At 39.4% G+C, this 24,603-nt stretch carries 25 protein-coding genes; 17 read left to right on the top strand and 8 right to left on the bottom strand.

Going from position 1 to position 24,603, the window contains the following annotated elements; all coding sequences use genetic code 11:
- The 3 genes from B2X33_RS09020 to B2X33_RS09010 form a co-directional block, all read left to right on the top strand.
- On the top strand, positions 1-1,080 hold a 1,080-nt coding region (locus B2X33_RS09020; RefSeq protein WP_349675719.1), incomplete at its 5' end, for a tRNA dihydrouridine synthase.
- Positions 1,081-1,167: 87 nt separating this feature from the next.
- Entirely contained in the window at positions 1,168-3,471 is a 2,304-nt protein-coding gene (locus B2X33_RS09015) for an EAL domain-containing protein (protein ID WP_296669122.1), read from the top strand.
- Positions 3,468-5,762: a GGDEF domain-containing protein gene (locus tag B2X33_RS09010; protein ID WP_296669120.1), complete on the top strand. Its 2,295-nt coding sequence runs from the start codon at positions 3,468-3,470 to the stop codon at positions 5,760-5,762. Before B2X33_RS09015 ends, B2X33_RS09010 begins: the two co-directional genes overlap by 4 nt.
- Before the next feature lie 55 nt (positions 5,763-5,817).
- Here B2X33_RS09010 and B2X33_RS09005 read toward each other — a convergent pair whose 3' ends face one another.
- Positions 5,818-6,741, bottom strand: coding sequence for an aldose 1-epimerase family protein (locus tag B2X33_RS09005; protein WP_296669118.1), 924 nt, complete (start codon positions 6,739-6,741; stop codon positions 5,818-5,820).
- 95 nt (positions 6,742-6,836) lie between these two features.
- Here B2X33_RS09005 and B2X33_RS09000 point away from each other — a divergent pair, with 95 nt between their 5' ends.
- From B2X33_RS09000 to sppA, 3 genes are read left to right on the top strand one after another with little or no spacing between them, the layout of a single operon-like run.
- The gene (locus B2X33_RS09000; protein ID WP_296669117.1) at positions 6,837-7,436 is read left to right on the top strand and encodes a CYTH domain-containing protein; all 600 of its coding nucleotides are present in this window, start codon (positions 6,837-6,839) and stop codon (positions 7,434-7,436) included.
- Position 7,437: 1 nt separating this feature from the next.
- On the top strand, positions 7,438-8,187 hold the full coding sequence (locus B2X33_RS08995; RefSeq protein WP_296023833.1) for a DUF975 family protein: 750 nt from the start codon (positions 7,438-7,440) through the stop codon (positions 8,185-8,187).
- A gap of 15 nt (positions 8,188-8,202) precedes the next feature.
- The gene (sppA, locus tag B2X33_RS08990; protein WP_296669115.1) at positions 8,203-9,162 is read left to right on the top strand and encodes a signal peptide peptidase SppA; all 960 of its coding nucleotides are present in this window, start codon (positions 8,203-8,205) and stop codon (positions 9,160-9,162) included.
- On the opposite strand, the gene B2X33_RS08985 is transcribed toward sppA, so the two are convergent.
- The 5 genes from B2X33_RS08985 to B2X33_RS08965 form a co-directional block, all read right to left on the bottom strand.
- Positions 9,163-9,768: a response regulator gene (locus B2X33_RS08985; protein ID WP_296669113.1), complete on the bottom strand. Its 606-nt coding sequence runs from the start codon at positions 9,766-9,768 to the stop codon at positions 9,163-9,165.
- A 31-nt stretch (positions 9,769-9,799) separates the two neighbouring features.
- Positions 9,800-10,402: a regulatory protein RecX gene (locus B2X33_RS08980; protein ID WP_296669112.1), complete on the bottom strand. Its 603-nt coding sequence runs from the start codon at positions 10,400-10,402 to the stop codon at positions 9,800-9,802.
- A gap of 88 nt (positions 10,403-10,490) precedes the next feature.
- On the bottom strand, positions 10,491-10,883 hold the full coding sequence (rpsI, locus tag B2X33_RS08975; protein ID WP_296023987.1) for a 30S ribosomal protein S9: 393 nt from the start codon (positions 10,881-10,883) through the stop codon (positions 10,491-10,493).
- 14 nt (positions 10,884-10,897) lie between these two features.
- Positions 10,898-11,326: a 50S ribosomal protein L13 gene (gene rplM / locus B2X33_RS08970; protein WP_296023845.1), complete on the bottom strand. Its 429-nt coding sequence runs from the start codon at positions 11,324-11,326 to the stop codon at positions 10,898-10,900.
- 210 nt (positions 11,327-11,536) lie between these two features.
- Complete coding sequence (locus tag B2X33_RS08965) at positions 11,537-11,779, bottom strand: hypothetical protein (protein ID WP_078930660.1); 243 nt, start codon at positions 11,777-11,779, stop codon at positions 11,537-11,539.
- Positions 11,780-11,871: 92 nt separating this feature from the next.
- Here B2X33_RS08965 and B2X33_RS08960 point away from each other — a divergent pair, with 92 nt between their 5' ends.
- From B2X33_RS08960 to B2X33_RS08935, 6 genes are all read left to right on the top strand, one after another.
- Positions 11,872-12,621 (top strand): AzlC family ABC transporter permease, encoded by a 750-nt coding sequence (locus tag B2X33_RS08960; RefSeq protein ID WP_296669109.1) that lies wholly within the window; start codon positions 11,872-11,874, stop codon positions 12,619-12,621.
- The gene (locus B2X33_RS08955; protein ID WP_296023869.1) at positions 12,622-12,957 is read left to right on the top strand and encodes a branched-chain amino acid transport AzlD family protein; all 336 of its coding nucleotides are present in this window, start codon (positions 12,622-12,624) and stop codon (positions 12,955-12,957) included. It begins immediately after the preceding gene.
- Positions 12,958-13,187: 230 nt separating this feature from the next.
- The gene (locus B2X33_RS08950) at positions 13,188-14,378 is read left to right on the top strand and encodes an ABC transporter ATP-binding protein (RefSeq protein WP_296669106.1); all 1,191 of its coding nucleotides are present in this window, start codon (positions 13,188-13,190) and stop codon (positions 14,376-14,378) included.
- 73 nt (positions 14,379-14,451) lie between these two features.
- Positions 14,452-15,426 carry an ABC transporter permease gene (locus B2X33_RS08945; protein ID WP_414717815.1) on the top strand — a complete coding sequence of 325 codons (975 nt, stop codon included), beginning with the start codon at positions 14,452-14,454 and terminating at the stop codon, positions 15,424-15,426.
- Positions 15,426-16,295, top strand: coding sequence for an ABC transporter permease (locus tag B2X33_RS08940; protein WP_296023877.1), 870 nt, complete (start codon positions 15,426-15,428; stop codon positions 16,293-16,295). Before B2X33_RS08945 ends, B2X33_RS08940 begins: the two co-directional genes overlap by 1 nt.
- Before the next feature lie 101 nt (positions 16,296-16,396).
- Positions 16,397-17,449: an extracellular solute-binding protein gene (locus B2X33_RS08935; protein WP_296669103.1), complete on the top strand. Its 1,053-nt coding sequence runs from the start codon at positions 16,397-16,399 to the stop codon at positions 17,447-17,449.
- Here the strand turns inward: B2X33_RS08935 and B2X33_RS08930 are convergent.
- Complete coding sequence (locus B2X33_RS08930) at positions 17,446-17,892, bottom strand: Holliday junction resolvase-like protein (RefSeq protein WP_296669101.1); 447 nt, start codon at positions 17,890-17,892, stop codon at positions 17,446-17,448. The two genes, B2X33_RS08935 and B2X33_RS08930, sit on opposite strands and share 4 nt — an antisense overlap.
- 237 nt (positions 17,893-18,129) lie before the next feature.
- Between B2X33_RS08930 and B2X33_RS08925 the strand changes: the two genes are divergently transcribed.
- The 5 genes from B2X33_RS08925 (at position 18,130) to B2X33_RS08905 (ending at position 24,253) form a co-directional block, all read left to right on the top strand.
- Positions 18,130-19,383: an OmpA family protein gene (locus tag B2X33_RS08925; protein ID WP_296669099.1), complete on the top strand. Its 1,254-nt coding sequence runs from the start codon at positions 18,130-18,132 to the stop codon at positions 19,381-19,383.
- 63 nt (positions 19,384-19,446) lie between these two features.
- On the top strand, positions 19,447-21,129 hold the full coding sequence (locus B2X33_RS08920; RefSeq protein WP_296669097.1) for a RecQ family ATP-dependent DNA helicase: 1,683 nt from the start codon (positions 19,447-19,449) through the stop codon (positions 21,127-21,129).
- Between the two features lie 250 nt (positions 21,130-21,379).
- Complete coding sequence (gene hisH / locus B2X33_RS08915; RefSeq protein ID WP_296023896.1) at positions 21,380-22,006, top strand: imidazole glycerol phosphate synthase subunit HisH; 627 nt, start codon at positions 21,380-21,382, stop codon at positions 22,004-22,006.
- A 71-nt stretch (positions 22,007-22,077) separates the two neighbouring features.
- Complete coding sequence (hisF, locus tag B2X33_RS08910; RefSeq protein ID WP_296023901.1) at positions 22,078-22,857, top strand: imidazole glycerol phosphate synthase subunit HisF; 780 nt, start codon at positions 22,078-22,080, stop codon at positions 22,855-22,857.
- Positions 22,858-23,221: 364 nt separating this feature from the next.
- Entirely contained in the window at positions 23,222-24,253 is a 1,032-nt protein-coding gene (locus tag B2X33_RS08905) for a formylglycine-generating enzyme family protein (protein WP_296669094.1), read from the top strand.
- A 65-nt stretch (positions 24,254-24,318) separates the two neighbouring features.
- On the opposite strand, the gene B2X33_RS08900 is transcribed toward B2X33_RS08905, so the two are convergent.
- The coding region (locus B2X33_RS08900) for a type ISP restriction/modification enzyme (RefSeq protein WP_296669091.1) at positions 24,319-24,603 on the bottom strand (285 nt) is incomplete at its 5' end.

The following is a 24,603-nucleotide window of genomic DNA, read 5'->3' as shown; positions in this document are numbered from 1 at the left end:
GCGGCAATTTCATTACCGCCGCAACTTCGGGGTTCCCAGCGCTGGTGCGTTCAGTTTTTTCAAAAAAAAGGACATTTTACTTTTATGGACAAAAAATTTTTACTTGCTCCAATGGCAACTCTCAGCCACGAAGCATTCCGACGCAGCGTACAAAAATTCGGTGGCTGCGATGAATATTTCAACGAGATGATAAACGCTCCGTCGCTTCTGCACAAAGGCCGGTTTGAAAAATTCTACACGATTACCGGCGACACTCCAGAGTCCCAAAAACTTGTCTGGCAAATTACAGGAACTACCGCAGAGCCAATGGCTCAGGCAGCGCAAATTCTTTCTGAGCTTTCAGGCATTGGAATCGACATAAACATGGGCTGTTCCGCTCCGCAAATCGCAAACACTGGAGCAGGAATTTCTTGGATGCTAAAACCAATAGCAGAAACTCAAAACATGGTCAGAAAAGTAAAGTCCGCACTCGAAAACTGTGCAAAAGACGGAAAACCCACATCGCGGCTTTCAGTCAAGCTTAGGCTCGGAGCAGACAACTTTACCGAAAGCGGATTTCTTAATTTTACGGATATGCTGGTTTCTGAAGGAGTTCAGCAGCTAACCTTGCACCCGCGCACCCAAAAAGAAAAATTTGCGCGTGCTCTTCCACGCTACGAATACGCAGAAAAACTTTCTCTGCGCTATCCTCAAATTCCAATAATCGTAAACGGCGAAATAAAAGACAAAAAAAGCCTTGATTACGCCATAAAATGCGCTCCTCACGTAAACGGAGTCATGATTGGCAGGGCGGCAGCTTCACAGCCATGGATTTTTGCAAAATTAAAAGGCATTCTGCCAGAAGAAAAGCTCGATATGCTCAATTTTGCGCTTGATTTTATTTCCGACATCGAAAAGTTTCAGCCGCCAGAATTTTTTCAAACACGTCTCCAAAGATTTTTTTCATATTATTGTCAAAATTTTAGTTTTGCCGGTTATTTTAAAACACAAATGCTAAATGCAAAAACCAACGAAGACGCGCGGGAAAGACTTTTTCAATATTTTGAAAAATGCCCGGAAGACAGATTTAAAAAAATCTAAAATAAAAGTTCGCAATTTTATTTTTTTGGTATATAATAAAAATCTGTTAGAACGTCAAATTTAAAAAAGTTAAATCGAGGATTTTATTTGAAAACTGTTTACATGACTCTTTCGAGCATTTTTATAGTGCTTATTGGAGTTTATTGCGTTTACTTAAAGCAAAACAAAAGTCCGCTGTCAAAAAGTCTTTTCAATCTTCACTGCGGGGTTATTGCGTCCACAGTTTTTTACAATATTTCTCTCCTTACAACTACACTTTGGTTCGCCTATTTTATAATCAGTCTTTACCATATAAGCATTCATTTTCTGATAGTTCTTCTGGCTGATTTTATATTTATCTTTACAGAAATGCCGTCATCTCAAAAACACAAAAAATTTATCACGGTTTTCAAGAAAATTTGGCTTTATGTTTTTTTAGTTGACGCTTTTATTTTAATCATCAATCCGTTTTTTCATCATGAATTTGAACTTTCAGACCTTTATATAAATCACAACATTTTTTTGTGCTGGACCGCAAAATATTTTTTTGTGTTCTATATTCACCTTTGCCTCTGCATTTTGCTTTCGGCAGTAATTTTTGCAATTCTTCTAAAAAAAATAATTCAAACCAACAGATTTTATAAATCAAAATACATTTTGGTTTTTGCAGTTTTCCTTATTACATTTGTCGTAAACATCATTTTTCTAAAATCCAAAAGTTATCTTGATTTTTCAGTTCTTTTTTATTCAATTTTTTCGATTATCTGCTCATATTTTACACTTTTTTCTATTCCGCGAAACATTCAGAACGAAATGCTCAAGCAGCTGTCCGACAACATCAACATTGGAATTTTTTGCTTTAACCTTGAACGGAAATGCATTTATTCAAATAATACAGCGAAAAAATTCTTTTTGGCAAAAAATGAAATTCTAAATGAACTAAAATCTCTCCTCGCTCTCCGCAAAGATTTTGTAAAACGCAATATAGAAATAAAGCAGAACAATAAAACTCTTACACTGTCAGAAGAGTTCAGTTATCTTCTCGACAGTCAGAAAAAAGCTTATGGCTATATTTTAAAATTGAGCGATATTACGGAAGAACTAAACAAGGCGGCCAAAGAACTTTTCGATTCGACACACGATGCTTTGACAGGGCTTTTAACAAGAGAAGCGTTTTATGCAGAAACAGAAAAAATCTTAAAAAGCAATCCAGATTCTCCTTATTATATGATTTGTACGAATATTAAAAACTTTAAACTTGTAAACGACCTTTTTGGTTCAGAAAAAGGAGATGAGTTTTTAAGAAAATTTGCCCAAGCTCTTCAAAAAAGCCAGTATAAAGCTGTTTTGACAGGAAGAATTACAGGCGACCGTTTTGCAATTCTTATGAACAAAACTGAAGTTGACGAACTAAACGCCTTGCAAAAAATCAAGGAACTTGAAAAACTTACTGATTCTTTAAACTACAAACTTCATATTTTTGTAGGGATTTACAAAATCACTGATAATAACGAAAAAGTCAGCTCAATGTTTGACAAAGCAGTTTTGGCAATAAAAAATATTTCCGAAAACTATTCGGCAAACGTTGCCTACTACGACAACGACCTGCTTTCAAATTTGAAAAAAAATCGTGACGTAATAAACGCATTTAACAACGCCCTGGCAAACAAACATTTAAAAATGTATCTTCAGCCACAGGTTAGATGCTCAGACGAAAAAGTTGTTGGAGCAGAGGCTCTTGTTCGCTGGGAAACAGAAAACGGCGCAATTCATTCTCCAAATTCGTTTATAAAAATTCTTGAAGACAACGGGCTAATTCACAATCTCGACAAGTTTATTTGGGAACAAGCTGTTCAGCTTCTTCAAAAATGGCAATTTTTAGGAATCGACTATCATATTTCGGTAAATGTAAGCGCAAAGGATTTTTATCTTATAGATTTATACAAAACTTTTACTTCTCTTGTAATAAAATACGGAATTCCGCCTCAGAAACTCAAGCTTGAAATTACAGAAACTGCATTGGTTCACGATTTAAAGCTTCATAAACAAATTATTACAGAACTGCAAAAATTCGGCTTTATAATCGAAATGGACGATTTTGGCACTGGCTATTCTTCTCTGACAATTCTAAAAAACATCAGCATAAATATTCTAAAAATCGATATGATGTTCCTGTCAAAAACAAAACATGAAGAACGGAGCAAAAAAATTCTCGAAGCCGTTATAAAAATGGCTCAAAAGCTCGGAATTAAAATTATTGTCGAAGGAGTTGAAGATAAAGAACAAGCCGAATTTTTAAAAAATCTCAATTGCGATTTTTTTCAGGGCTATCTTTACTCAAAACCGATTTCTGTTGCAGATTTTGAAAGCAATTATATTTCAAAAACAAATACGCTCGGAGGCACAAAATGAATTTATACATATTCTTTAAAATCTTCAGTGCCTTTTCATTTCTTTCGGCAATTTTTCTGCTTCGCTTTGTCCGTGCAATTTCAAAAGCGCAGACTGACGCAAAAGAACCGACAATTTTTGTAATATGCGCAATTTCTGCAATGCTGTTCACCTATTCGCTGTTTTTGATGTCGGAATTCCACACAAAAGCTCTCATTTTATTCTGTGCTTTTAAAGTATGCTCAATTTGGACATACTATCTGACATTTTCTTTTAATCATGCATTTACAAACACGACAAAAAAAATCGGCTTTCTAAAAGAACTGTACTTTATTTTGTGCTTTATCGACAGCGTTCTGCTTCTTGCAAATGCCAGAGTCCAGATTATTTTTGACCTTATTCCAGCACGCACGAAGGCAGGATTTTTTTATTGGGGAATTGAATTCACTTCAAAATTTGGATTTCATAAACTACTCTGCGCAATTTTAAGTTTTTCTTCGGTTGCCCTTTTAATTTCAAGCATTGTAAAAGCGCCTTCGTATAACAAAGTAAAATACATTGCAATTTTAACAAGCGAAAGCTTAGTTTTAATTGCAAATTATATTTTTAATTCGCTGAATTTGCCGCTAAACTTTTCTCTTTTAATGCTCGTTGCAAGTTCAATTTTTATAGCAAGTTACGTGAACAAGGATTTTTCTTCTCCTGTTTTAATCGGGCCTCTAAGCGCCATAACAGAATCCATAAAAGACATTATTTTTTGCTACGACTCTTCGGAAAATTTAATCTATGCAAATTCTGCCGCAAAAAACGTCTTAAAAAAATCCAATGACAACCTTGAAAATTTTGCAAAGGAATTCCGGCAGAACTTTTTAAAAACCCGTCCTTCAGAACTTTCCCTAAAACTCGACAACGGGGAAGAACGGTATTACGTTACCGAATACAAGGATTTTTTCATTTCAAATTCAAACATCGGCTCATACCTAAGGCTTCAGGACAAAACAAAAGAAACGCTGGAATCCAGACGCAAAAATTACATTGCAAATCACGACCTGCTCACAGGACTTTTAAATCGTTCCGGCTTTTTCAAAAAAATGCAGGAAGCCTTGAACCAAAACACTTACAAAAACCCGATTTTAATCTGTACAAACATAAAAGATTTTAAACTTATAAACACAATTTACAGCGAAAAAGTCGGCGATTCTGTTTTGCAAAATCAAACCGAAGTTATAAAAAGGCTCTGTTACAAGAAAAGCATAATTGGACGCATCGCAGACGATAAATTTGCAATTTTTATGGAAAAACAGAATTTTGACAAAGATATTTTCGAGGAAGCATTTAACGAAGTTAGTTGCATAATCGAAAAAACTCTTTACAACATTCAAATTGTGGCAGGAATTTACGAAATTTACGATAAAAAAGAAACCGTTCAGTCCATTTACGACAAAGCAAAAATTTCAGTTGATACAATCAAAAATTCTGACAACCAAATTTTTTCATTTTATAATTCATCGATGATGGAAAAAATGCTCATGGAAAAAGACATTGTAAACGATTTTGAAAAATCACTGAACGAAAAACAGTTTTCGATTCAGCTTCAGCCGATTATGGACAAAGACGGAAATGTGCTCGGAGCTGAATCTGTCGTACGCTGGAACCACCCTAAATATGAAAATTTAACGCCAAGCTCTTTTTTGGATGTTCTTGAACGAACAAGTTTAATCTACAAACTCGATGTCTACGTCTGGGAACTTGCAGCAAAAAAACTGCACGAATGGAAAAAAAGAGGATTTTCTGACCTTTTTATTTCTGTAAACGCTTCGAGCAAAGACAAATTTTTTATAGACATAACAAAAACCTTTTCCGACCTCATAAAAAAATACGACATTTCGCCACAAAATTTCAAAGCCGAAATTAAGGAAACAGCAATGGTTGAAAATCCTGAAAAAACAATCGAAATTTTTTCTGAGTTAAAAAAACTCGGCATAAAAGTCTACATCGACAATTTTGGAACAGGCTTTTCTTCGCTCAACGTACTAAAAGACTTTATTGCCGATGGAATAAAAATGGACACTTCGTTTCTGACAGAATCAAAAGTTTCTGGAAAAAATAAAATAATTCTACAGACGATGATTTCTATGTCAAACACATTAGGAATGGAATTTATTGCAAAAGGTGTAGAATCAGAAAACCAGATGCTCGCCCTCTCAAAAATGGACTGCAAGCTTTTTCAAGGTTTTTACTTTTCTACACCGCTTCCAGTCAAAACATACGAAGCAAAATATCTGCAGAATTCCTCTCAGGCAAAAAAATAACGGAAACCAGGAGATTTTCCCAAATTTCCGTTATATATGAAGTCAAACGCTGCGATTATTTTTCAATCGTAATCGACTGGTCAGCGGTAAAACTTTTTCCAGGCTCAAGAGAAATCAAGCCTGCCTTTTCTTCCCACTCATGTCCGGTATTTTCAGCATCGGCAGTTCCATACCAAGGTTCAATGCAGTTAAAACCGTTACCAGCAGCGCCTTCTTCGCCTTTTCCGCCCTGCCAAACCATAACGTACGGATAACCTTTGCAATTAACTTTTACAAGGCTTCCGTCTTTTTTGTTGCGAAGACCAACCCAGTCAGAAGTAATTTTTGTAAAGAAATGTCCGTTTCCAAAACCTTTTGCGTCAATCGGAATTATTCCATTTTCTTTTTCGCCGTAAAGTTTTGTGCAAGGAGAAGTTCCTTCTTCGTCAACAGCAAGCTGGGCTGCGTCGTTGAGCAAAACAGTCGTCAAAGGTTCTTTCTTTTCAAATTCATACTGATAATCAGAATTTACAGTGCCGGCTGGATCTGTGTTGCGCGGACAGCAGAAAGCGGTGTGGCTTCCGATAGAAAACAGCATTGCAGAAGAATCAGTATTCGTTACTGTCGTTGTAAAAATAAGTCCGTCGTCCTTAAGCTCATAATGAGTTTTAAGGCTAAATTTCCACGGAAATTTGTCAGCAGTTTCCGCACTGTCTGTCAATTCAAAAGTTGCAGCCGTTTCTGACTGCTCAATTATCTTATGTTCCAGATCGCGGCTCATTCCGTTGTTTACAAGATGATATTCCTTTCCGTTGTATGTATAAAAGCCGTCTTTTATGCGTCCAACTTGCGGAAACAAAACCGGCGCATGGAATTTCCAAACAGATTCCGGTCCTTCAAAAACATACTTTGTGCCGTCAGCTCCGCGGAAAGAATTGATTTCTGCTCCGTGAGTATTGAGCACGACTTCGTAATTAGAATTTTTTAAAGTTATTGTCATAATTACACAATTTTACAGTCTTTTTATTTTTATGGCAAATTTAAATGAGACGTAGTTTTCTTAAGAATAAACATTTTATTCTCTTTTGCAAAAAAATGTGCTATATTACTAGAATGTACGAAATTGAACTAAAAGCCCACGTCTTAGACCGAAAATCTGTAATTCAAAATCTCGAAAAATTTGCATCTTTTTCTGGAGCGGTCGAAAAAGACGACACTTACTATTCAAATACAATAAACGGAAAATCAATCAAGGTGCGCATTAGAAAAGAAACTCCGTTTTCCACACAGGAAGTTCCAAACGCGCCGCAGACAACTTCTCAAAAATCGGTAATTTTTACTTATAAACGCAAAGAAATTCTCGAAAAAGAAGGAGCCTCCATCGAAGTAAACGACGAAAAAGAACTTTTTCTCTCAGATGCAGATGCAATCGAAGCCTTTCTTTTTGACACAGGATTTAAAACAACCCTAAAAAAGCAAAAAAACGTGCTCAGCTGGCACTACGACGGCGCAAATCTTGAACTTTGCCATGTTGCAAAACTCGGCGATTTTTTGGAAATTGAAATTCTTTCTGAGAACAACAGCGAAAAAACAGTATCTCAATCACGTGAAAAACTTTTAAAAATGCTTTCAAAATGCGGCATTTCGGAAGACAAAATCGAAAACCGTTACTATTCGCAAATGCTTGGAGAATAATATGTTTAACAGAAAACTTTATAAACAGACTGCAAAAAAACAGCTTGCCGGCAGAAGGACTGTCCCAGTTCTTGCAACATTGATTACCACATTCATACTGCTTTTTTTGGGCACAAGCTCCGAAATTCATACTTCACAAACAGCAGACAATTCAGCCTACGCACAAACTGCTTCCTGGATTTACGAAACGGAAGACGATTTTGCGGACGATTATGCTTTTAGCGTTTCTACAATTTCTGACTCTGGCATAAGCCTGCTTTTTTCGATTTTGACAATTTCTATCACAGGAATTTTAATTCTTGCGCAGTGCCATCTTTACAATGAATATTTTAAAACTTTGGAAAAAATCTCGTTCTCCGAATATTTGCGTGGTTTTACGCACTGGTTTAAAGGCGCGCTTGCAGGTCTTTGGTTTATGCTTTGGGTCGTGCTTTGGAGTTTTCTGTTTTTTATTCCTGGAATCGTAAAGGCTTTTTCTTACTCGCAGATGTTTTTTGTACTTGCCGAAAATCCAAAAATTGGAGTTGCAAAAGCAATGCAAATAAGCAAAACGCTTACAAAAGGTTTTAAGGCAGACATTTTTGTCATGTGCATAAGTTTTTTTGGGTGGCACTTTCTTTCTGCCCTTACATTTGGAATTTTGCAGCTGTGGATTCAGCCTTATGAATATATGTCTTTTACAAATGCATACAAAAGTTTAAAAATGCACGCGCTTCGCACAGGAATTCTTACAGAAAGTGACTTTATTTAAGCTGGAGCATACAAAATGAACAAAAAAAACACAAAATACGGACTTGCCGTTTTGCTGACAATTACATTGATTTCAATCTTGATGGGAGTTTTTAAGGTTTCCTCAACGGATCTTTTTTCTATTTCAAAAAAATCAAAAGAACCTGAACAGCAGACGCAAAACAGTTTTTCTTACAACAAAGATTCGAATTATTACATTGCAGTCGTTAATATTTCGGGTGTAATTCAGGAAAAAGGAAGCGAGTACAGCCAAAAATGGCTTTTGAATACGATTCGCTCACTCAAAAATGACAAAAAAAATGCAGGAATTCTCCTATACGTAAATTCTCCAGGCGGAACAGTTTACCATGCCGACGAAGCATATCTTGAACTTTTAAAATACAAGGAAACCGGGAAAAAAATCTATGCGTATTTTGCAGAAATGGCAACTTCCGGAGGCTATTACATTGGCTGCGCTGCAGATAAAATTTATGCAAACCGCAACACGATTACAGGTTCAATCGGAGTAATAAGCGCAAGTTCAATCGATGCAACGGACTTTCTCGAGAAAATAGGCATAAAGTCGATTACGATTCATACCGGCAAGAACAAAAATATGCTTAACTACAACGAAAAGCCGACCGAAGAACAGATTCAGATTATGCAGAGCCTTTCCGACGAGGCATACGAGCAGTTTACACAGATTGTAAGCGAAAGCCGCAATATGAATATAAAAGATGTCCAGAAAATAGCGGACGGACGCATTTATTCGGCAAAACAGGCAAAAGAAAACGGTCTTATTGACGAAATTTTTACTTTTGACGAAGCAAAAAAATCCATAAAAACAGATTTTGAGTCAGACAATATTTCGTTCAAGAATTTTAGATACGAAAAAAGCGAAAGCCTGCGTTCTATTCTTTTGGAAGGTTTTTCTTCAATAAAAAATCCGGCTTCCGCCTTTGGACAGACCCCGCTTCTTTCATACGGAAAATTCTAACTAAGAATTTTCATCAAGAATCTGGGCAAGCTCAATCAAGTTTAGAGGTTTTTTGAAAAAATAATTTACGCCGAGTTCTTTTACACGTTTTTCGGACTCGGCATCTTCAAGAGCCGTCACAACAAAAATCATCGGCTTTCCGAAATTTTCATTTTCACGAATTTTTTTACAAAGGCTAAATCCGTCAACGCCCGGCAAATCAAGATCGAGAATTAAAATTTTCGGATGTTTTTCTGTCATCAAAACTCCGGCTTCAAAACCGTCAAAAGCCTGAAAAATTTCAACTCCAAAAGATTCATATTTTTTCTGCAAGAATTTTGCAATTACGCAGTTTAAGCCCTTATCATCATCAACAATAAGAATATCGCCGTGTTCATAAAAGTTTCCTGCACATTTTTTAGCAAGATGCTCAGGAATTCTCATTTCGCGACTTTTCATAAAAGAAGCCAAATCATCGGGATAAACGCGGTATTGTCCGCCTGGCGTGGTAAAAGCCTTTAAATGACCGCCTTTTATCCAGTTTATCGCAGTCTGATTTACAACACCGCAGATATTTGCAACTTCAAGTGCCGAAAAAACTTCCGGTTTGTCAGTTTTTTTTAACATCTCAAGCCTCTTTTCCTTTTTACAAAATAAGTTATTCTTCGTCTGCAACAGAAAGTATCAGTTTATAGGAAAAACCAGAATCCATTAAGTATTTTATGAGTTTTTCATCTTTTTTTCCATTTTTTAACGCTTTTTTATACGCTCTGCGGCAAAGTTGAATTTCATCATTCACCTTAAAAAAATCATCAACGGCTTTTTTTGCATCGCCTGTTTTTATTCCACGCGAAATAAGCTCACTCAAAAGCCTTATCCGTCCCTGAGGTTTTGCAACAGCATGATTTCTAAGCCAGATTTCAGAAAAACGAAGATCGTTGAGAAGATTTTTTTCCTCAAGATAATCCAAGGCCTGTTTTATTGACTGCTTTGAATGTGATTTTTGAAAAAGTTTTTTTTCAAGTCCAGCCCTGCACTGCTCACAGCGGGCAAGATACTCTTCCGCCTTGCATTCCGCAACAAAAGCTAAAGCGGCGTCTACAATTTCCATTTCCCTGTCTTCAAAAAATTCTGCGCCAACAAAAAATTCTTCTGGTTTGACAGAATAGAGAAAAGCAAACCTTACAAAAAAAACAGACCCGCCGTCCGTTGCAATTTCTACAATGTCCGATGAAGTCTGTTTTATAGCACTTATGCGCATTTGTGTTCCGAAAGCTTTTTCGCTTCCGGCTGTTCCACAAAAAGAAAAACCAAAAGCGAAATTTTGTACATATTGTACAGAATAAAAACTAACGTTTTGAGAACTGGAAGCGACGGCGAGCACCGCGCTGACCATACTTTTTGCGTTCAACCATGCGGCTGTCGCGAGTAAGGAATCCGTTAGCTTTAAGCGATGTGCGGGCATCAGGATCAACCTGAAGCAAGGCGCGTGAAAGTCCGTGAAGACAAGCATCTGCCTGGCCGTTCAATCCGCCGCCAACAACGTTAATCAAAACGTCAAATTTATTTTCGTTGCTTGTAACAAGAAGCGGCTGATGTACTCTGCGTACCTGTTCTTCTGAATCAAAGTATTCAGCAACATCTTTTCCGTTTACAACGATTTTTCCACTACCGTCACGGAGAAATACACGTGCAGTAGCTGTCTTTCTTCTACCTGTTCCAATTGCAATATTCTTAACCATCATAGACTCCTGACTTAAACTTCAAGCGGTTTTGGATTCTGAGCCTTATGTGGGTAGTCAGAACCTGCATAAATCTTTACACTGTCCATCATTTTGCGTCCAAGACGTCCATTTGGAAGCATGCCTGCAATTGTGCGTGAAAGAGGTTCGGTTGGGTTTCTTTCGATAAGCTTTTCGAACGAATACTCACGAAGACCGCCAACATAGCCTGTGTAATGGCGATAAAGCATGTCAGATGCTTTGTTTCCAGAAACAACAACTTTGTCAGCGTTGATAACAACAACAAAGTCACCCATTGCCTGGTTTGGAGTGTAAGAAGCCTTGTTCTTACCACGAACAACTGCTGCAACTTTTGCTGCAACGCGTCCGAGCGGTTTGCCGGCAGCATCGATGATGTACCAGTCGCGTTTCTGCTCGTAATCTTTTACGAATAAAGTTTTCATTTGTATATACCTTGTACTAAAAAGTCTCTTGTGTTCATTTTGATTGCATCTTCAAAAATCACACTCCGCAGATATTGAAGCTTTTATCTGCGCATATACGGGGATATAAATATTAAAATTTTTATTGATTTTGGTCAATAAAAACGAGAACGAAAACTCTCTAAAAAGCCATTAAAACAACAATTTTTAAGAAAATCGTCTTTTATAAAGCTAATCGTTTTCTTCAGATTTTTTTGCTTCTTCAAAGGCTTCTTTTTCTTCTCTGCGGGCTTCTTTTTTGTCCTGAATGTCGGCAAAACCTATAAAAAAGGCGGCAACACCGGCAAGAACAGCAACCAAAGGGCCAACGCCTTTTAGCGCGGAAATTATAAAATCTCCCCAGCCTAAACCTTGCGGCAAGGCAGCACATACAAAAAACGAAATAAGCAAAAGTCCAAAAATAATCGCAGTCATTTTTAGAGATTTCCTCCAGCTCAAACTTTTCAAAAAATTCTAGCATACAAAACATATTTTATCAAACAGTAAAAAGTGCTATACTCGCCTCTATGTTAAAAAAAGACAGCATTTGCAAAGGCGCAAAACTTACGCTTCCTATTTTTTTTGGTTATATTTCTATTGGAATTCCTTTTGGATTGATGGTTGTAAACAACGGTTACCCGTGGTGGCTTGCCCTTTTTATGGGAATGACAATTTTTTCCGGAACAGGGCAATATATCGGAATAAGCCTTATGGCAGCAGGCGCTCCGCTTCCAGCATTTCTGGTAACACAGTTTTTTGTAGGAATCAGGCATGTTGTCTACGGACTTTCGCTTCTAAAAAAATATGACAAAAGGCGTGTCGGAAAATGGAAGCCTTTTTTGATTTTTGCTCTTACTGACGAAACTTATGCGCTCATCACAACAAGCAAGGTTCCGCTTGGAGAAAAAGACGGTGAATTTTACAGTCTTATTGCCGCTCTCGACTGGTCTTACTGGCTTTTGGGCAGCGTAATCGGAGCTCTTTTAGGAACTTTTTTGCCTTTCGACTTTACAGGCGTTGATTTTGCGCTCAACTCGCTTTTTATTGTGCTTATGATTGAACAGATTAAACAAAGCAAAGACCTTTTTCCTTCTCTCTGCGGAATCTGCACGGCAATAGCGGCAATCGTCCTTTCAAAATTCGGTTATCTTCCATCGCAGCAGATTTTGATCGTAGCTCTTTCGCTTGGAATTGCAGTTTTGATTTTAGTGCGCGGAATTACTGTAATAAAACATACAAAAACAACAGAAGAATCAAGCTCAACGGAGGAAAAATAAATGCGACTTACACTTTCAGAGGCACTTATTGCAACACTTGTAACCGCAGCCCTTATGTATCTGCTGAGGGCTTTTCCGTTTATTCTTTTCAGCAGAAAAAAGCCGCCTAAGGTTCTTTCGTTTATTGAAAAATATATTCCTGCAATGGTAATCGGTGTTTTAATCATCTATTGCCTTGCCGATCCAAAATACATGACCTTTAGCTCTTCACCATGGGGAATTCCTGCAATCGCCGGAGTTTTGGCAACAATTATTTTACATCTATGGAAAGGCAACAGCATGATAAGCATTTTTGGCGGAACCATTTTATTTATGGCTCTTGAACGGCTGCTGTAAAATTTCAATAGATTATCGGGTCAAGCCAGATAATGACATGGGACAAGTTCAGTAATGACATTAAACTGTAAAGCTCGAAGTCTGTGTAAAATAAAAAATAAAATTTATAAAACTTTTAAAAAATGTGTAGACAATTTGGGCTAATAATCATATTTTAATTTTTATGCAGTTTTTCTGTTATTCATCAAAACCCCCAGAAGTCGGGCTGTAAAAAAAAAGAGGTACTCACATTGAACGGTAGTCAGGTAAAGATTGACCACGTATCGAAAGAATTTGGCGATTTTATTGCGCTGAATGACATTAATTTTACGATTAATCAAGGTGAATTTTTCACTTTGCTAGGTCCATCAGGTTGTGGTAAAACGACACTTCTACGGATTATTGCAGGATTTGAAAATCCTGATGACGGTGCCGTTCTTTTTGATGATACAAACGTCGTAGGACTTCCGCCAAACAAAAGGCAGTCTAATACGGTTTTTCAGTCTTATGCGCTTTTTCCGCATATGACAGTTTTTGAAAACGTTGCATTTTCTCTCCGCTTAAAAAAAATCGACAATGCTACTGTTGAAGAAAAAGTCCTCAAATATCTGTCATTGGTTCAGCTTGAGGAACACATGTACAAAAAGCCGAATCAGCTTTCTGGCGGACAAAGGCAGCGTGTTGCTATTGCCAGAGCTCTCATAAACGAACCGAAAGTGCTTTTGCTCGACGAGCCTCTTTCTGCCCTCGACGCAAAACTGCGTTCAAGCCTTCTTGTTGAGCTTGACCGTCTGCACGACAAAATCGGAATCACCTTTATCTTTGTAACCCACGACCAGAGCGAAGCGCTTGCAGTTTCTGACCGCATTGCAATCATGAACAAGGGAAATGTGCTTCAGATTGGAACTCCTTTTGAAATTTACGAAAGTCCGGCTACTCAGTTTGTTGCCCAGTTTATCGGCGAAACAAACCTTTTTGAGTCAACTGTCGTAAAATGCGAAGGCTACAAGGCAAAAACCGGCGAGGAATACATGGTAACTCTCAACACTCCAGCCCTCGGACTGCAGGCTCAGCTTACAGGCGACACTCAGGCAACAAAAGAAGAAGACAAAAATATTCTTGTAACTGATTACGAGCACACAGACGAAGGCCAGAAAGTCGCCTTTACTATCCGCCCGGAAAAAATCAGAATTACTCTCGAAGAACCAAATGTAAACGGCCGCAAAGACATCAACGTGTTTAAAGGTGTGGTTGAAGAGCCGGTTTACACAGGTTTCCAGTCAAAATTCTATATCAAACTGGAAAAAACAGGCACAATCGTAAAAGTCTTTAAGCAGCATACAAACTATCTTGATGACGGCCCGGAAATTCAATGGAAAGACACTGTTTACATTTCGTGGTCGGCAGAAGACGGATATATTGTTGAAGATATTGAAAAATAATTTTTAATATCTTCATATCCGCATTTTTTCTATCATTTCTATCGATAAAAAAAGACAAAAGGACAAGTTTGTAATGAAAAAAGAAAAAGAAAGTCCGCAGCTGGCATTTGCAAAGGCTGCAAGAGACAAAAAATATAAAAAGATGAATCCAGGACCAGTTTATGCATGGCCAATGGGATTTTGGTTCAGTCTGTTTTTTGTAATCCCGCTCATAATTATCGTTGCATATTCTCTTATGAAGCGCGATGTTTATGGCTCGGTTATTGCTGAGTTCAGTTTAAAAGCCTACAAACAGATGCTTACTCCGGCGTATGGAATTATTTTTCTGCGCACACTGTGGATTACGGCTCTTTCAACTTTTATTACGATTCTGATTGCTCTTCCATGCGGTTATGCCATGGCAAGAAGCAAACGTCAGACATTGCTTTTAATTCTTATAATCATTCCATTTTTGACAAACTCGCTCATAAGAATTTTTGCATGGATTACAATTCTTGGCGACAATGGAATTTTAAATATGTTTTTGAGTTCTATTGTAAATTTTTGGCATAAAATAACCGGGAATTCTGCCGGGTTTGAGCCTGTAAAGTTTATGTACACAAAAGGCGCAGTTATAGTTTTAAGCATTTATATGTATCTGCCTTATGCGATTCTGCCGATTTTTACTGCTGTTGACCGTTTTGACTTTTCGCTTTTGGAAGCAGCCCGCGACCTTGGAGCAACAAAACCTCAGTCAATGCTAAAAGTTCTGCTTCCAGGAATCCGCAGCGGAATTATTTCGGCCTTGATTTTTACTTTTATCCCGATTTTTGGCTCTTACACAGTTCCGAATATTGTCGGCGGAAAAGACAGTTATATGATTGGAAATATAATCGTTGATCAGGTTCAGAAAACACGAAACTGGCCTCTAGCTTCTGCATTCTCAATGGTTTTGACACTTCTTTCCATGGCAGGCATTTTGTGGATGCTTTATTCCAGCAAAAAAGACGCTGAGCTCAAAAAAGTCTCTACAAAAGAAGACACTACAGGAATTGGAGGTGTAAAATAATGAAACACAATCCGTTTAACCTTATAAAACAAAACCGCGGAAAACAGAGCGAAAACTTCCGCCATGCAAAACGCGGCTGGAAAAAACGCGCTCCGCAGTTTAGTTTTTCAAAAACAGTGCTTTTTTTGTGTCTTTTGTTCTTGTTTTTGCCGCTTCTGGTAATCATTTTTTATTCGTTCAATGCATCTAAAGACACGGAATTTACAGGTTTTTCGTTTGTATGGTATCAAAAGCTGATTTTTGACTCTGCTCCTCTTTGGCATTCGCTATTGAACAGTTTTATAGTTGCAATTTCGTCTTCTGTCGTTGCAACGGTCTTGGGCTCGCTGGCCGCAATCGGAGTAAGCTGGTATAAATTTACGGGCAAAGGCTATATTCAGACAATAAGCTTTTTGCCGATGGTTTTGCCAGAAGTAATCATGGGCCTTTCGCTTTTGATTTTTTTTAGCGCCGTAAAAATGAGCCTTGGCCTGGTTACGATTTTTATTGCCCATACAACTTTCTGTCTGCCTTTTGTTTTTTTAATGGTTACTGCGCGTGTTGATGATTTTGACACCTCGATTATCGAAGCAAGCCATGACCTCGGAGCAAATGAAATTCAGACGCTCACAAAGGTTATCATTCCTGCGATTATGCCTGGAATTATTTCCGGCTTTATGATGAGCATTACAATGTCTCTTGAAGACTATGTAATTACTTTTTTAGTAAGCGGGCCTGGAAGCACAACCCTGCCGCTATACGTTTACTCGATGATTCGTTTTGGAGTAAGCCCGGTTATCAACTCGCTTTCGTTTGTTTTAATCGTTGCAATCGGAATTTTGACCTTCTCCTTGAGAAAAGGCTTGAAAGGCTTTGCCGCGGCGCGCTAGAAGGCTTTTCTGTTTTTTATGTAAAAAAACGCTCTGTGTGAGCGGTTTATTTAATGTTTTCCCGGTTGCAATGGGGCATCCGGGTTTTGGAGTTAAGCGTTATGAAAATCGCCTCTAAAATTGCAGTTGCGGCTTTTGGTGCATTTGCCGCTATGGGTCTCTTTACTTCTTGTGGAGATGACGGAAAAACTCTTTACCTGTACAACTGGACTTATTACACTCCAGACGAAGTTCTTCGCGACTTTGAAAAAGAATTCAACTGTAAGGTAAAAGTAGACAGCTATGCTTCTAACGAAGAAATGTATGCAAAGCTCAAGGCAGGCGCAAAAGGCTACGACATTGTTGTTCCTTCGCAGGACTATGCTTCAATCATGATTTCACAGGGAATGCTGCAAAAACTCGATCCGTCAAAGCAGACAAATAACTCAAAACTAAATCCCCTGCTTTCAAAAATGGCAACTTATGATCCAAATTTTGAATACGCAAGTCCATACTATCTTGGAGCGGCAGGCGTAAGCGTAAATAAAACAAAAGTTCAGGCCGGAACTTACGAAAAAAACTGGAATATTTTTGCTGACAAAAAGTTTGCAGGCCATGCCACAATGATGGACGACATGCGTGAAGTTGTAGGCGACGCGCTAACTGTTCTGGGCTACGACATTAACACGACAGACGAAGGCGAGCTTGCAAAAGCAAAAGAACTTATCGTAAATAAATGGAAGCCAAACCTTGTAAAATTTGACGCAGAAGGCTTTGGAAAGTCATTTGCCTCTGGAGATTTCTGGCTCTGCCAGGGATATGCAGAAGTAGTTTACGGTGAAGTTCCGGAAGAAAAATGGGAAGAAACAATCGACTTTTTTATTCCTGAAGAAGGCGGCCCGTCTTATCTGGACAGCATGTGCATCTTAAAGACTGCAAAGCACGCTGAGCTTGCAAATGAATTTATAAATTACATTCACCGTCCAGAAGTTTATGCAAAGTTTCTTGACGCATTCCACTTTCCTTGCTTTGTAGTTCCTGAGGCGGCGCAGTTTACGACTAAAAAACCAATGTACAAAGCAAGCCAGATGAATAACTGCAAGCTTAAGCTCGACATTGGCGAAAACCTGGACAAATACAACAATATTTGGCAGGAAATCCGCTACACAGACTAAAAATTTTTATTTTCTAAATTGGTGCGGTACTCTATGTACCGCACTTTTTTTTCCTCAACGCATTTTTTTATTTCTTTTTCGCGCTTTGAAAGCTGGCTTGTCCCGTTTTTTACTTCAATAAATAAAATTTCTTTTACCGCGCCATCATTTTCTGTGCTAAAAGCGACAAAATCCACAGGTTTTCCGACAAAACGGCAGTCGGCAGGATTGCATGGAAAATCCGGCAAAAAAGGAGCAATCTGCTCGGCTGCAAGTCCGGAAAGAACCGCTTTTGAACGGGTTACAGCATCTGCGCGCTCAGTTTTTAAGACACGGCGGAATTTTAACTCGGCAGAAATTCTTCCGGCTTTCCAGGAGATAAAAACAATTAAAATAAATATAATTATTCCGAAAATAAATAAAAGCGCGGGATTGTGAATAAAACGCTCAAGTAAAATGCTCATAAAGTGATTATACCATACTTTTTATATTGCATTGCAGCCCGATGGCTTGCGTGCGGTGCACGCTGCAACTTTTGCTTTGCAAAACTTGTTTTATATAACTGTGAGCTAAAGCTCGCCCGGGCTTTGCAGCCCGATGTGGAAGGGCGCGTGCGCGTGCAAAGCACCGAGGGCACCGAAGCCTGCAACAGCGGTTAGAGGGCCTCTTGTGCGTCCCAAATTTTATTATGGAGAATTTTTATGAAGAAAACGATTTTTTTTGCCGGATTTTTTATTTTTGCCGCAAATTTGTTTTTTGCTGCTGACGAAGGCAGAAAATTTGAGTTTAAATACAGCGAAGGCGACAATTTTGGCTTGATCTCTACTGTTGACGAGACTGTCAAAGTGAACGGCAGGCTGAACCACCGCGCAAAAATCGTAAGCCGTGTTACAGAAAGAGTCGAAAAAGTTGATGAAAACGGACGCGGCTGGATATGCGGAAATTTTATGACGAGCGAGCAGTCTCATTCTGCGGACAATAACGGCGGAAGCTGGAAATGGGGCGAAAATTTTGAAAGCAATTTCTGGAGGGCAAAGGACGGCCGGTTTGAAATTGACTCAAGCTATTTTATGCCGGTAATCCGCGACCTTCCTGTTTTTCCGGACAAAATGCTAAAAACTGGCGATGAGTGGACTGCCGAAGGCTACGAAGCGGAAGACTTGAGGCGCCAGCTGAACGTTGAAGAGCCGTTTTTTGTGCCTTTTACGGCAAAATACAAATATGAGCGCGATGAAGAAGGCCTTTCTTCGGACAGTTCCAGGACAAAAAAGACTTTTGCAGTAATTTCTGCAAAATACACGCTTTTTTACGAAACGGAAATGGAACAGGCGCAAAATGGTTTTATTGCTGATTTTCCAGTTACGACGATGGGTTTTTCTGACAGAACAATCTGGTGGGATTTTGAAAAGGGACAGATTGACCATTACGAAGAAAATTTTAGAATCGTGATTGAAACTTTGACCGGAAATGAATATCAGTTTTCTGGAAAAACGAAGGTCGAATATACAGAATTTAAGAGGACGGCGACAGAAGAGGCTGTGCAGGAAATCCTCGAAAAAATTGACGGAATGGGCTTGCAAGACGTTTCGGTAACAAAAACCGACCGCGGACTTACAATCAGTCTGGAAAATATTCAGTTTGAAGCAAACAGCGCGCGGCTCGAAAAAAGCGAAAAAACTAAAATCAAAAAAATCGGGGAAATTCTCTCGGCTTATCCTGACAACGACCTTTTAGTTTCGGGACACACTGCCCGCTTTGGAAGCGAAGAATCGTGCCAGATTTTGAGCGAGCAGAGGGCGGAAGCCGTTGCAGATTTTTTGACGAACTTGGGAATTAGAGAAAAAAAACACGTTTTTACGCAGGGATTTGGTTCAAAAGTTCCAGTCGCCTCAAATGCAGACAAGGCTGGAATGGCAAAAAACCGCCGCGTAGAAATTACAATTCTTGACAGATAATTGCTTTTTTTGTGCAAAAATTGACTTTTACCGCCATATATATTAGTGCCGGAGGCAATATGTATGGCAGAAAAAGATTTTTTTATTGAAGGCGAAGATTTTCCTGCGCAAAGTTTTGACGAAGAAGATTTTTTTTATTGCGATGAGGCAACCAGGGCAGCGCAAAAATCATTCGGCATAAAATTTTTGTTTCCGTGGCAAAGGCTTGTAATTGCAAATATTCTAGACACTTCATGCTCCGAAGATAAAGATTTTGAGCCAGACGGCCAGATAAACGAAAACGACGGTGTGTGCCGCGGAAAGCAGATTGTTCTTTTGCCGACAGGAGCCGGAAAATCTCTGTGTTTTTTGACACCTGCGCCGCTTTTGGACGGCCCGACTCTTGTAATTTATCCGCTTCTGGCTTTGATGGCAGACCAGCACAGAAGAATGCAGGAAGGAAGCCTTTCGTGCGTTGTTTTTAAAGGCGGACAGACACAGGAAGAACGGGAAGAAAATTTTCGTAAAATAGAATGCGGACAAGCGCGGGTAATTCTTGCAAATCCTGAAGCTTTGCAAAATGAAAAAATTATCTGCCGCTTAAAAAAATGCAGAATTGCCCACATTGCAATCGATGAAGCGCATTGCGTTTCTGAATGGGGAGATTCGTTCAGACCGGCATACCTTACGCTCGGAAAAATCATAAAAGAGCTCGGAGTAAAAACCGTCACCGCCTTTACAGCAACGGCAAGTCCTCCAGTCCTTGCAAGGGTGAATGAAGTCCTTTTTGACGGAAATGCCCATCTTGTTCAAAGCTCAGCAGACCGCTCAAACATTCACTACGAAGTAAGGTACGCATACGCAAAGAAAAAAGCCGTTTTAAGAGCATGCATCGAGCTTAAAAAACCAATGATAGTTTTTTGCTCAAGCAGGAGAAAAACGGAAGACACGGCTCGTCTTTTGACCGCATATTTCGGTTCAGAAAAAGCAAAATTCTATCACGCAGGCATGACAAAAGAAGAAAAACTCGCAGTTGAAAAATGGTTTTTTGACTCGGAAGACGGGATTCTTGCGGCGACGTGCGCATACGGAATGGGAATGGACAAGGGAAACATTTACACTGTGGTTCACCTCGACGCCCCGGAACACATAGAAAATTTTATCCAGGAAGCAGGCCGCGCAGGAAGAAAAGGCGACTCTGTAAGCTCGGTCTTAATCTGGAGCCACAAAGACCAGGCAAAATGGCGGCAGGCGCAAAAAAACAGCCGTGAAAAAGTTATGGGCGATTTTGCAAATTCAAAAATATGCCGCAGAGAATTTATGATGAGCTATTTGACAGGAGAACAGGTTGTCTGTTCGGGCTGCGACATTTGCGATGCGCAAAAACTTGGAAAAAAAGCTGATTATTGCGCGGACGACGCCGAATTTGCATTTAAGTTTATAAAACGGAACAGAAGGCTTTTTACAAAAGACGAAACTGTGAATATTTTGACCCAAAAGTTCAATTTGCGGGACAGAGATTTTTATAAGGAAAATGTCTGGGAAGCACGCGATATGCAAGAAATTCTAACGCAGCTTTTTGACTGTAAAAGAATAAAAAAGCTCGGCGGATTTTGGGAAAATCATATCGACATAAAAACAGAAAAACCTCATTTTTTATTCAGGCATTTTTTAACTGAAAAATCTATTCATCGGCTTTTTTTTCTGAGGCGGAATTTTCGTCTTTTTCAGAAGAAGCTGGAGGAACTGCGGCAACTATTTTCTTAATTTTTTGTTTTGGCGGCTTTTTTCGGTAATTGCCTATGTAACTGATAAATTCAAACATAACGGCACACCCAACCGCCGCCGCAATTACATTTTTGTTAGAAAAAACTGCTTTTATCACCTGAAAAAGTTCATCCATATAGAAATTATCGGAAAACTGCGCGAATTCTTCAATCTGAAAAAAACAAAACTTTTTGCAGATTAAAACTGCCTGGCATTGACCAAAAAATATCTCACCGCTAGAATTTCAGCCATGATTGGAATTGTTGACTACAATGCAGGCAATATAAAAAGTGTCGAACGCGCGCTTTTGTCTTTGAACGCAAATTTTATTCTCTCAAAAAAACCGTCCGAACTCGAAAATTGCGAACGGCTGATTGTTCCAGGAGTCGGCGAAGCAAAATACGCAATGGAACAGTTAAAAAAAACAGGCTTTGACTCATTTTTAAAAGACTGGGCAAAAGCAAAAAAGCCGATGCTTGGAATCTGTCTTGGAAGCCAGATTGTTTTTGAACATTCGGAAGAAGGCGATGTTGACTGTCTTGGGCTTTTAAAAGGCGAAATAAAGCTTTTTAACACAGTCTGGAAAGAAGAAGGAAAAAATCCGGGATTAAAAGTTCCGCAGATTGGCTGGAACGATTTGAATTTTTCAAACGGCGGCTCAAAACTTTTGGAAGGAGTTCCGGAACATTCAGACTTTTATTTTGTCCACTCGTATTTAATCCAGCCGGAAGACAAAACAATTGTAAAAGCATGGGTCGATTACGGAACGCAAGTTCCAGCCTGCGTGGAAAGCGAAAATATTACAGTTTTTCAGTGCCATCCGGAAAAGTCGGGAAAGTGCGGACTTCAGGTTCTGAAAAATTTTATTGACGGCTAAGCAGAAATTTTTAGGCAGGAATCCGCTAAAGCAAAAAAATACAGCCGAATCTAAAAAAAAGGTCAGAAAATATGTTAAAAAAAAGAATTATTGTTTGTCTTGATGTAAAAGACGGCCGGACTACAAAAGGCGTAAAATTTCAGAACAATGTTGATATTGGCGACCCTGTCGAGATGGCAAAAAAATACTACGATCAGGGAGTTGACGAGCTTGTTTTCTACGACATTATGGCAAGCGCGCGCGGAAGAGGTCCAATTCTTGAGCTTATAAGCCGCGTCGCTGAGCAGGTTTTTATACCTTTTTGCGTCGGCGGCGGAATCGGTTCAATCGAAGACATTCGCTCAACAATTCTTGCCGGAGCAGAAAAAGTAAGCTTGAACAGCCAGGCTGTAAAAAATCCGGAGCTTATTAGCCAAGGCGCGCGAATTTTCGGAAACCAGTGCATTGTTCTTGGAATGGATGCGGCAAAAGACGAAACCTGCCCAAGCGGCTACAGGGTTTTTATAAACGGCGGACGGACAAAAACCGATCTTGACGCGCGCGAATGGGCAATAAAAGCCGTAAAGCTTGGAGCCGGAGAAATCGTGCTGAATTCGATTGATGCAGACGGAATGAAAAACGGCTACGAAATAAACCTTACAAAAATGATTGCGGAAAGTGTCGGTGTTCCTGTAATTGCTTCTGGCGGCGGCGGAACTCCCGGACATCTGGCGAACGTACTAAAAGAAGGAAAAGCCGATGCGGCCCTCATTGCGAGCATGGTTCACAGCATGGGCTACACAGTCGGCGGAATAAAAGCCGATCTGGACAAAATGGGAGTTCCTGTAAGAATGCAAGATAAAAAACTGTAATCGCTGAAAAATTGCTTTTAGCAAAATTCGAGCGTATACTAAAAAATATTAGCTTTCTTGTTTTAAGAAAAGCGTATAGGAGATGTAAAATGAACAAGTTTTTTGCAAAATCAGCTGTGCTTTTGGCGTTTTTGACAATTTTGACGGGGGGGGTATAACTTCCTGTAAAGAAGACGACGATTCGGGCTCTGGAACTTCCTCTCAGCCTGAATATGTAGGAAAAATCTATTCGGCCAAAGACGGCAAAAGCTATTTAAAAATCGACACGGAATCCACCGCAACTTATTATGAGTGGGAAGAAGGCTCAGAAGTCCAGGCTTCCGCAAGAACAGCGGAATCTAATCCGACAGTTTACGGGCGTTATGTGGAGCACCAGGGAAAATACACCGTAACTCTTGAAGTTAATAAATATGTATTCAGCCTAGAGATAACATGGACTGGTTCCGACGGAAAAACATATTCCCGCATAATTCAAGCCGATATAGAAAATGGCAAGGCTCTTACTAAGTTCACAATTGACGGAAAAACAGTAGAATACGAGGAAGTCTCAACCGCCCCTGAAAACCCTAGCGAAGATAACTCAGACGAAGACAACCCTTCAACAGATGACGTTCCGACCCCGGAAGATTTTGCAAGAGTCAGCGCGGGAACTTTTACAATGGGCGGCAAGACTGGCATGTCAACAGAAGAAAGCGAAGCCTCAAAAGCTCATTCTGTTACTCTTACAAAAGATTTTTTTGTTTGCACGCATGAAGTTACCCAGGCAGAATATAAACAATACGTGCCTGCCTATGAGATAGCTGACGGCGAAAATTATCCTGTCAAGTCTGTCAACTGGTTTGATGCAATTAGTTATTGCAACAAGCGTTCTAGCGCCGAGGGGCTTACGCCGTGTTATTCACTCGAAGATTCAACAGATCCTGACAGTTGGAAAAAAACAGTAGGAACCTTAGCAAAAGTTGTCTGCAATTTTAATTCCAATGGCTACAGGCTTCCGACAGAGGCAGAATGGGAATATGCGGCGCGGGGCGGAGAAGACTATACATACAGCGGCTCCAGCGATTTTAGGGAAGTAGCTTCATATAGTAAAATAACAGAGGTTAAGCAGCATAAGGCGAATGCCTACGGAATTTATGATATGTCAGGAAATGTTGCAGAATGGTGCTTTGATTTTTACGCGCCATATACAACAGACGACGTAACAAACCCTGTTATAAGTGAGCCGGTTGATAAACAACATCGTATGAGGAAAATTATTAGAGGCGGTTATCCTGCGGGAGCATCTGCATCATATTTATTAGGTGTTAAATATAGATTTCCGTTTGCTATGGGCGAACTATCCTATAGCGGAACCTCAACTATGGTTGGTTTCCGTGTAGTCCGCACTGTAAAATAGCAACTTTTTCCGCATTATGCTATGTGCCTCTGGCAAGCATTTGCCAGAGGCGCTGTTTTTTAAACCTATTCCTTTTCCCAGTCTACATCAGGCAGGGCGTCTACAATGTCCGCTGTCTGCACAGACACGTTTACAATGCTTAAAAGCAAGTCCAGAATATAGCGCGGCTTTTCGTGCTCCCTTGACCAGTCGTTCGGGTCGTTTGTAATTCCGCTTTTTTTGTCGGTGGTTACCGCATAGCGTTCCATTATCCACTCGATTGCGGATTTTCCGTTTACCACATATTCATAGGCTTTTTGCGGAATATTTTTTACCGTGTGGTAGTGATTATATATAATGGTGTCTTTCTG

The sequence above is a fragment of the Treponema sp. UBA785 genome (genome assembly GCF_002297065.1).
GTDB lineage: Bacteria > Spirochaetota > Spirochaetia > Treponematales > Treponemataceae > Treponema_D.
The sequence above is the reverse complement of the archived record's forward strand: the minus strand, read 5'-3'. Positions and strand labels throughout refer to the sequence as shown.

What these genes read in the sequence shown, in the direction of transcription:
- B2X33_RS09010 (WP_296669120.1), top strand. Translation starts at nt 3,468, where the DNA reads ATGAATTTATACATATTCTTTAAAATCTTCAGTGCCTTTTCATTTCTT.
- B2X33_RS09005 (WP_296669118.1), bottom strand. Translation starts at nt 6,741, where the DNA reads ATGACAATAACTTTAAAAAATTCTAATTACGAAGTCGTGCTCAATACT.
- B2X33_RS09000 (WP_296669117.1), top strand. Translation starts at nt 6,837, where the DNA reads ATGTGCTATATTACTAGAATGTACGAAATTGAACTAAAAGCCCACGTC.
- B2X33_RS08995 (WP_296023833.1), top strand. Translation starts at nt 7,438, where the DNA reads ATGTTTAACAGAAAACTTTATAAACAGACTGCAAAAAAACAGCTTGCC.
- sppA (WP_296669115.1), top strand. Translation starts at nt 8,203, where the DNA reads ATGAACAAAAAAAACACAAAATACGGACTTGCCGTTTTGCTGACAATT.
- B2X33_RS08985 (WP_296669113.1), bottom strand. Translation starts at nt 9,768, where the DNA reads ATGTTAAAAAAAACTGACAAACCGGAAGTTTTTTCGGCACTTGAAGTT.
- B2X33_RS08980 (WP_296669112.1), bottom strand. Translation starts at nt 10,402, where the DNA reads ATGCGCATAAGTGCTATAAAACAGACTTCATCGGACATTGTAGAAATT.
- rpsI (WP_296023987.1), bottom strand. Translation starts at nt 10,883, where the DNA reads ATGGTTAAGAATATTGCAATTGGAACAGGTAGAAGAAAGACAGCTACT.
- rplM (WP_296023845.1), bottom strand. Translation starts at nt 11,326, where the DNA reads ATGAAAACTTTATTCGTAAAAGATTACGAGCAGAAACGCGACTGGTAC.
- B2X33_RS08965 (WP_078930660.1), bottom strand. Translation starts at nt 11,779, where the DNA reads ATGACTGCGATTATTTTTGGACTTTTGCTTATTTCGTTTTTTGTATGT.
- B2X33_RS08960 (WP_296669109.1), top strand. Translation starts at nt 11,872, where the DNA reads ATGTTAAAAAAAGACAGCATTTGCAAAGGCGCAAAACTTACGCTTCCT.
- B2X33_RS08955 (WP_296023869.1), top strand. Translation starts at nt 12,622, where the DNA reads ATGCGACTTACACTTTCAGAGGCACTTATTGCAACACTTGTAACCGCA.
- B2X33_RS08945 (WP_414717815.1), top strand. Translation starts at nt 14,452, where the DNA reads ATGAAAAAAGAAAAAGAAAGTCCGCAGCTGGCATTTGCAAAGGCTGCA.
- B2X33_RS08940 (WP_296023877.1), top strand. Translation starts at nt 15,426, where the DNA reads ATGAAACACAATCCGTTTAACCTTATAAAACAAAACCGCGGAAAACAG.
- B2X33_RS08935 (WP_296669103.1), top strand. Translation starts at nt 16,397, where the DNA reads ATGAAAATCGCCTCTAAAATTGCAGTTGCGGCTTTTGGTGCATTTGCC.
- B2X33_RS08930 (WP_296669101.1), bottom strand. Translation starts at nt 17,892, where the DNA reads ATGAGCATTTTACTTGAGCGTTTTATTCACAATCCCGCGCTTTTATTT.
- B2X33_RS08925 (WP_296669099.1), top strand. Translation starts at nt 18,130, where the DNA reads ATGAAGAAAACGATTTTTTTTGCCGGATTTTTTATTTTTGCCGCAAAT.
- B2X33_RS08920 (WP_296669097.1), top strand. Translation starts at nt 19,447, where the DNA reads ATGGCAGAAAAAGATTTTTTTATTGAAGGCGAAGATTTTCCTGCGCAA.
- hisH (WP_296023896.1), top strand. Translation starts at nt 21,380, where the DNA reads ATGATTGGAATTGTTGACTACAATGCAGGCAATATAAAAAGTGTCGAA.
- hisF (WP_296023901.1), top strand. Translation starts at nt 22,078, where the DNA reads ATGTTAAAAAAAAGAATTATTGTTTGTCTTGATGTAAAAGACGGCCGG.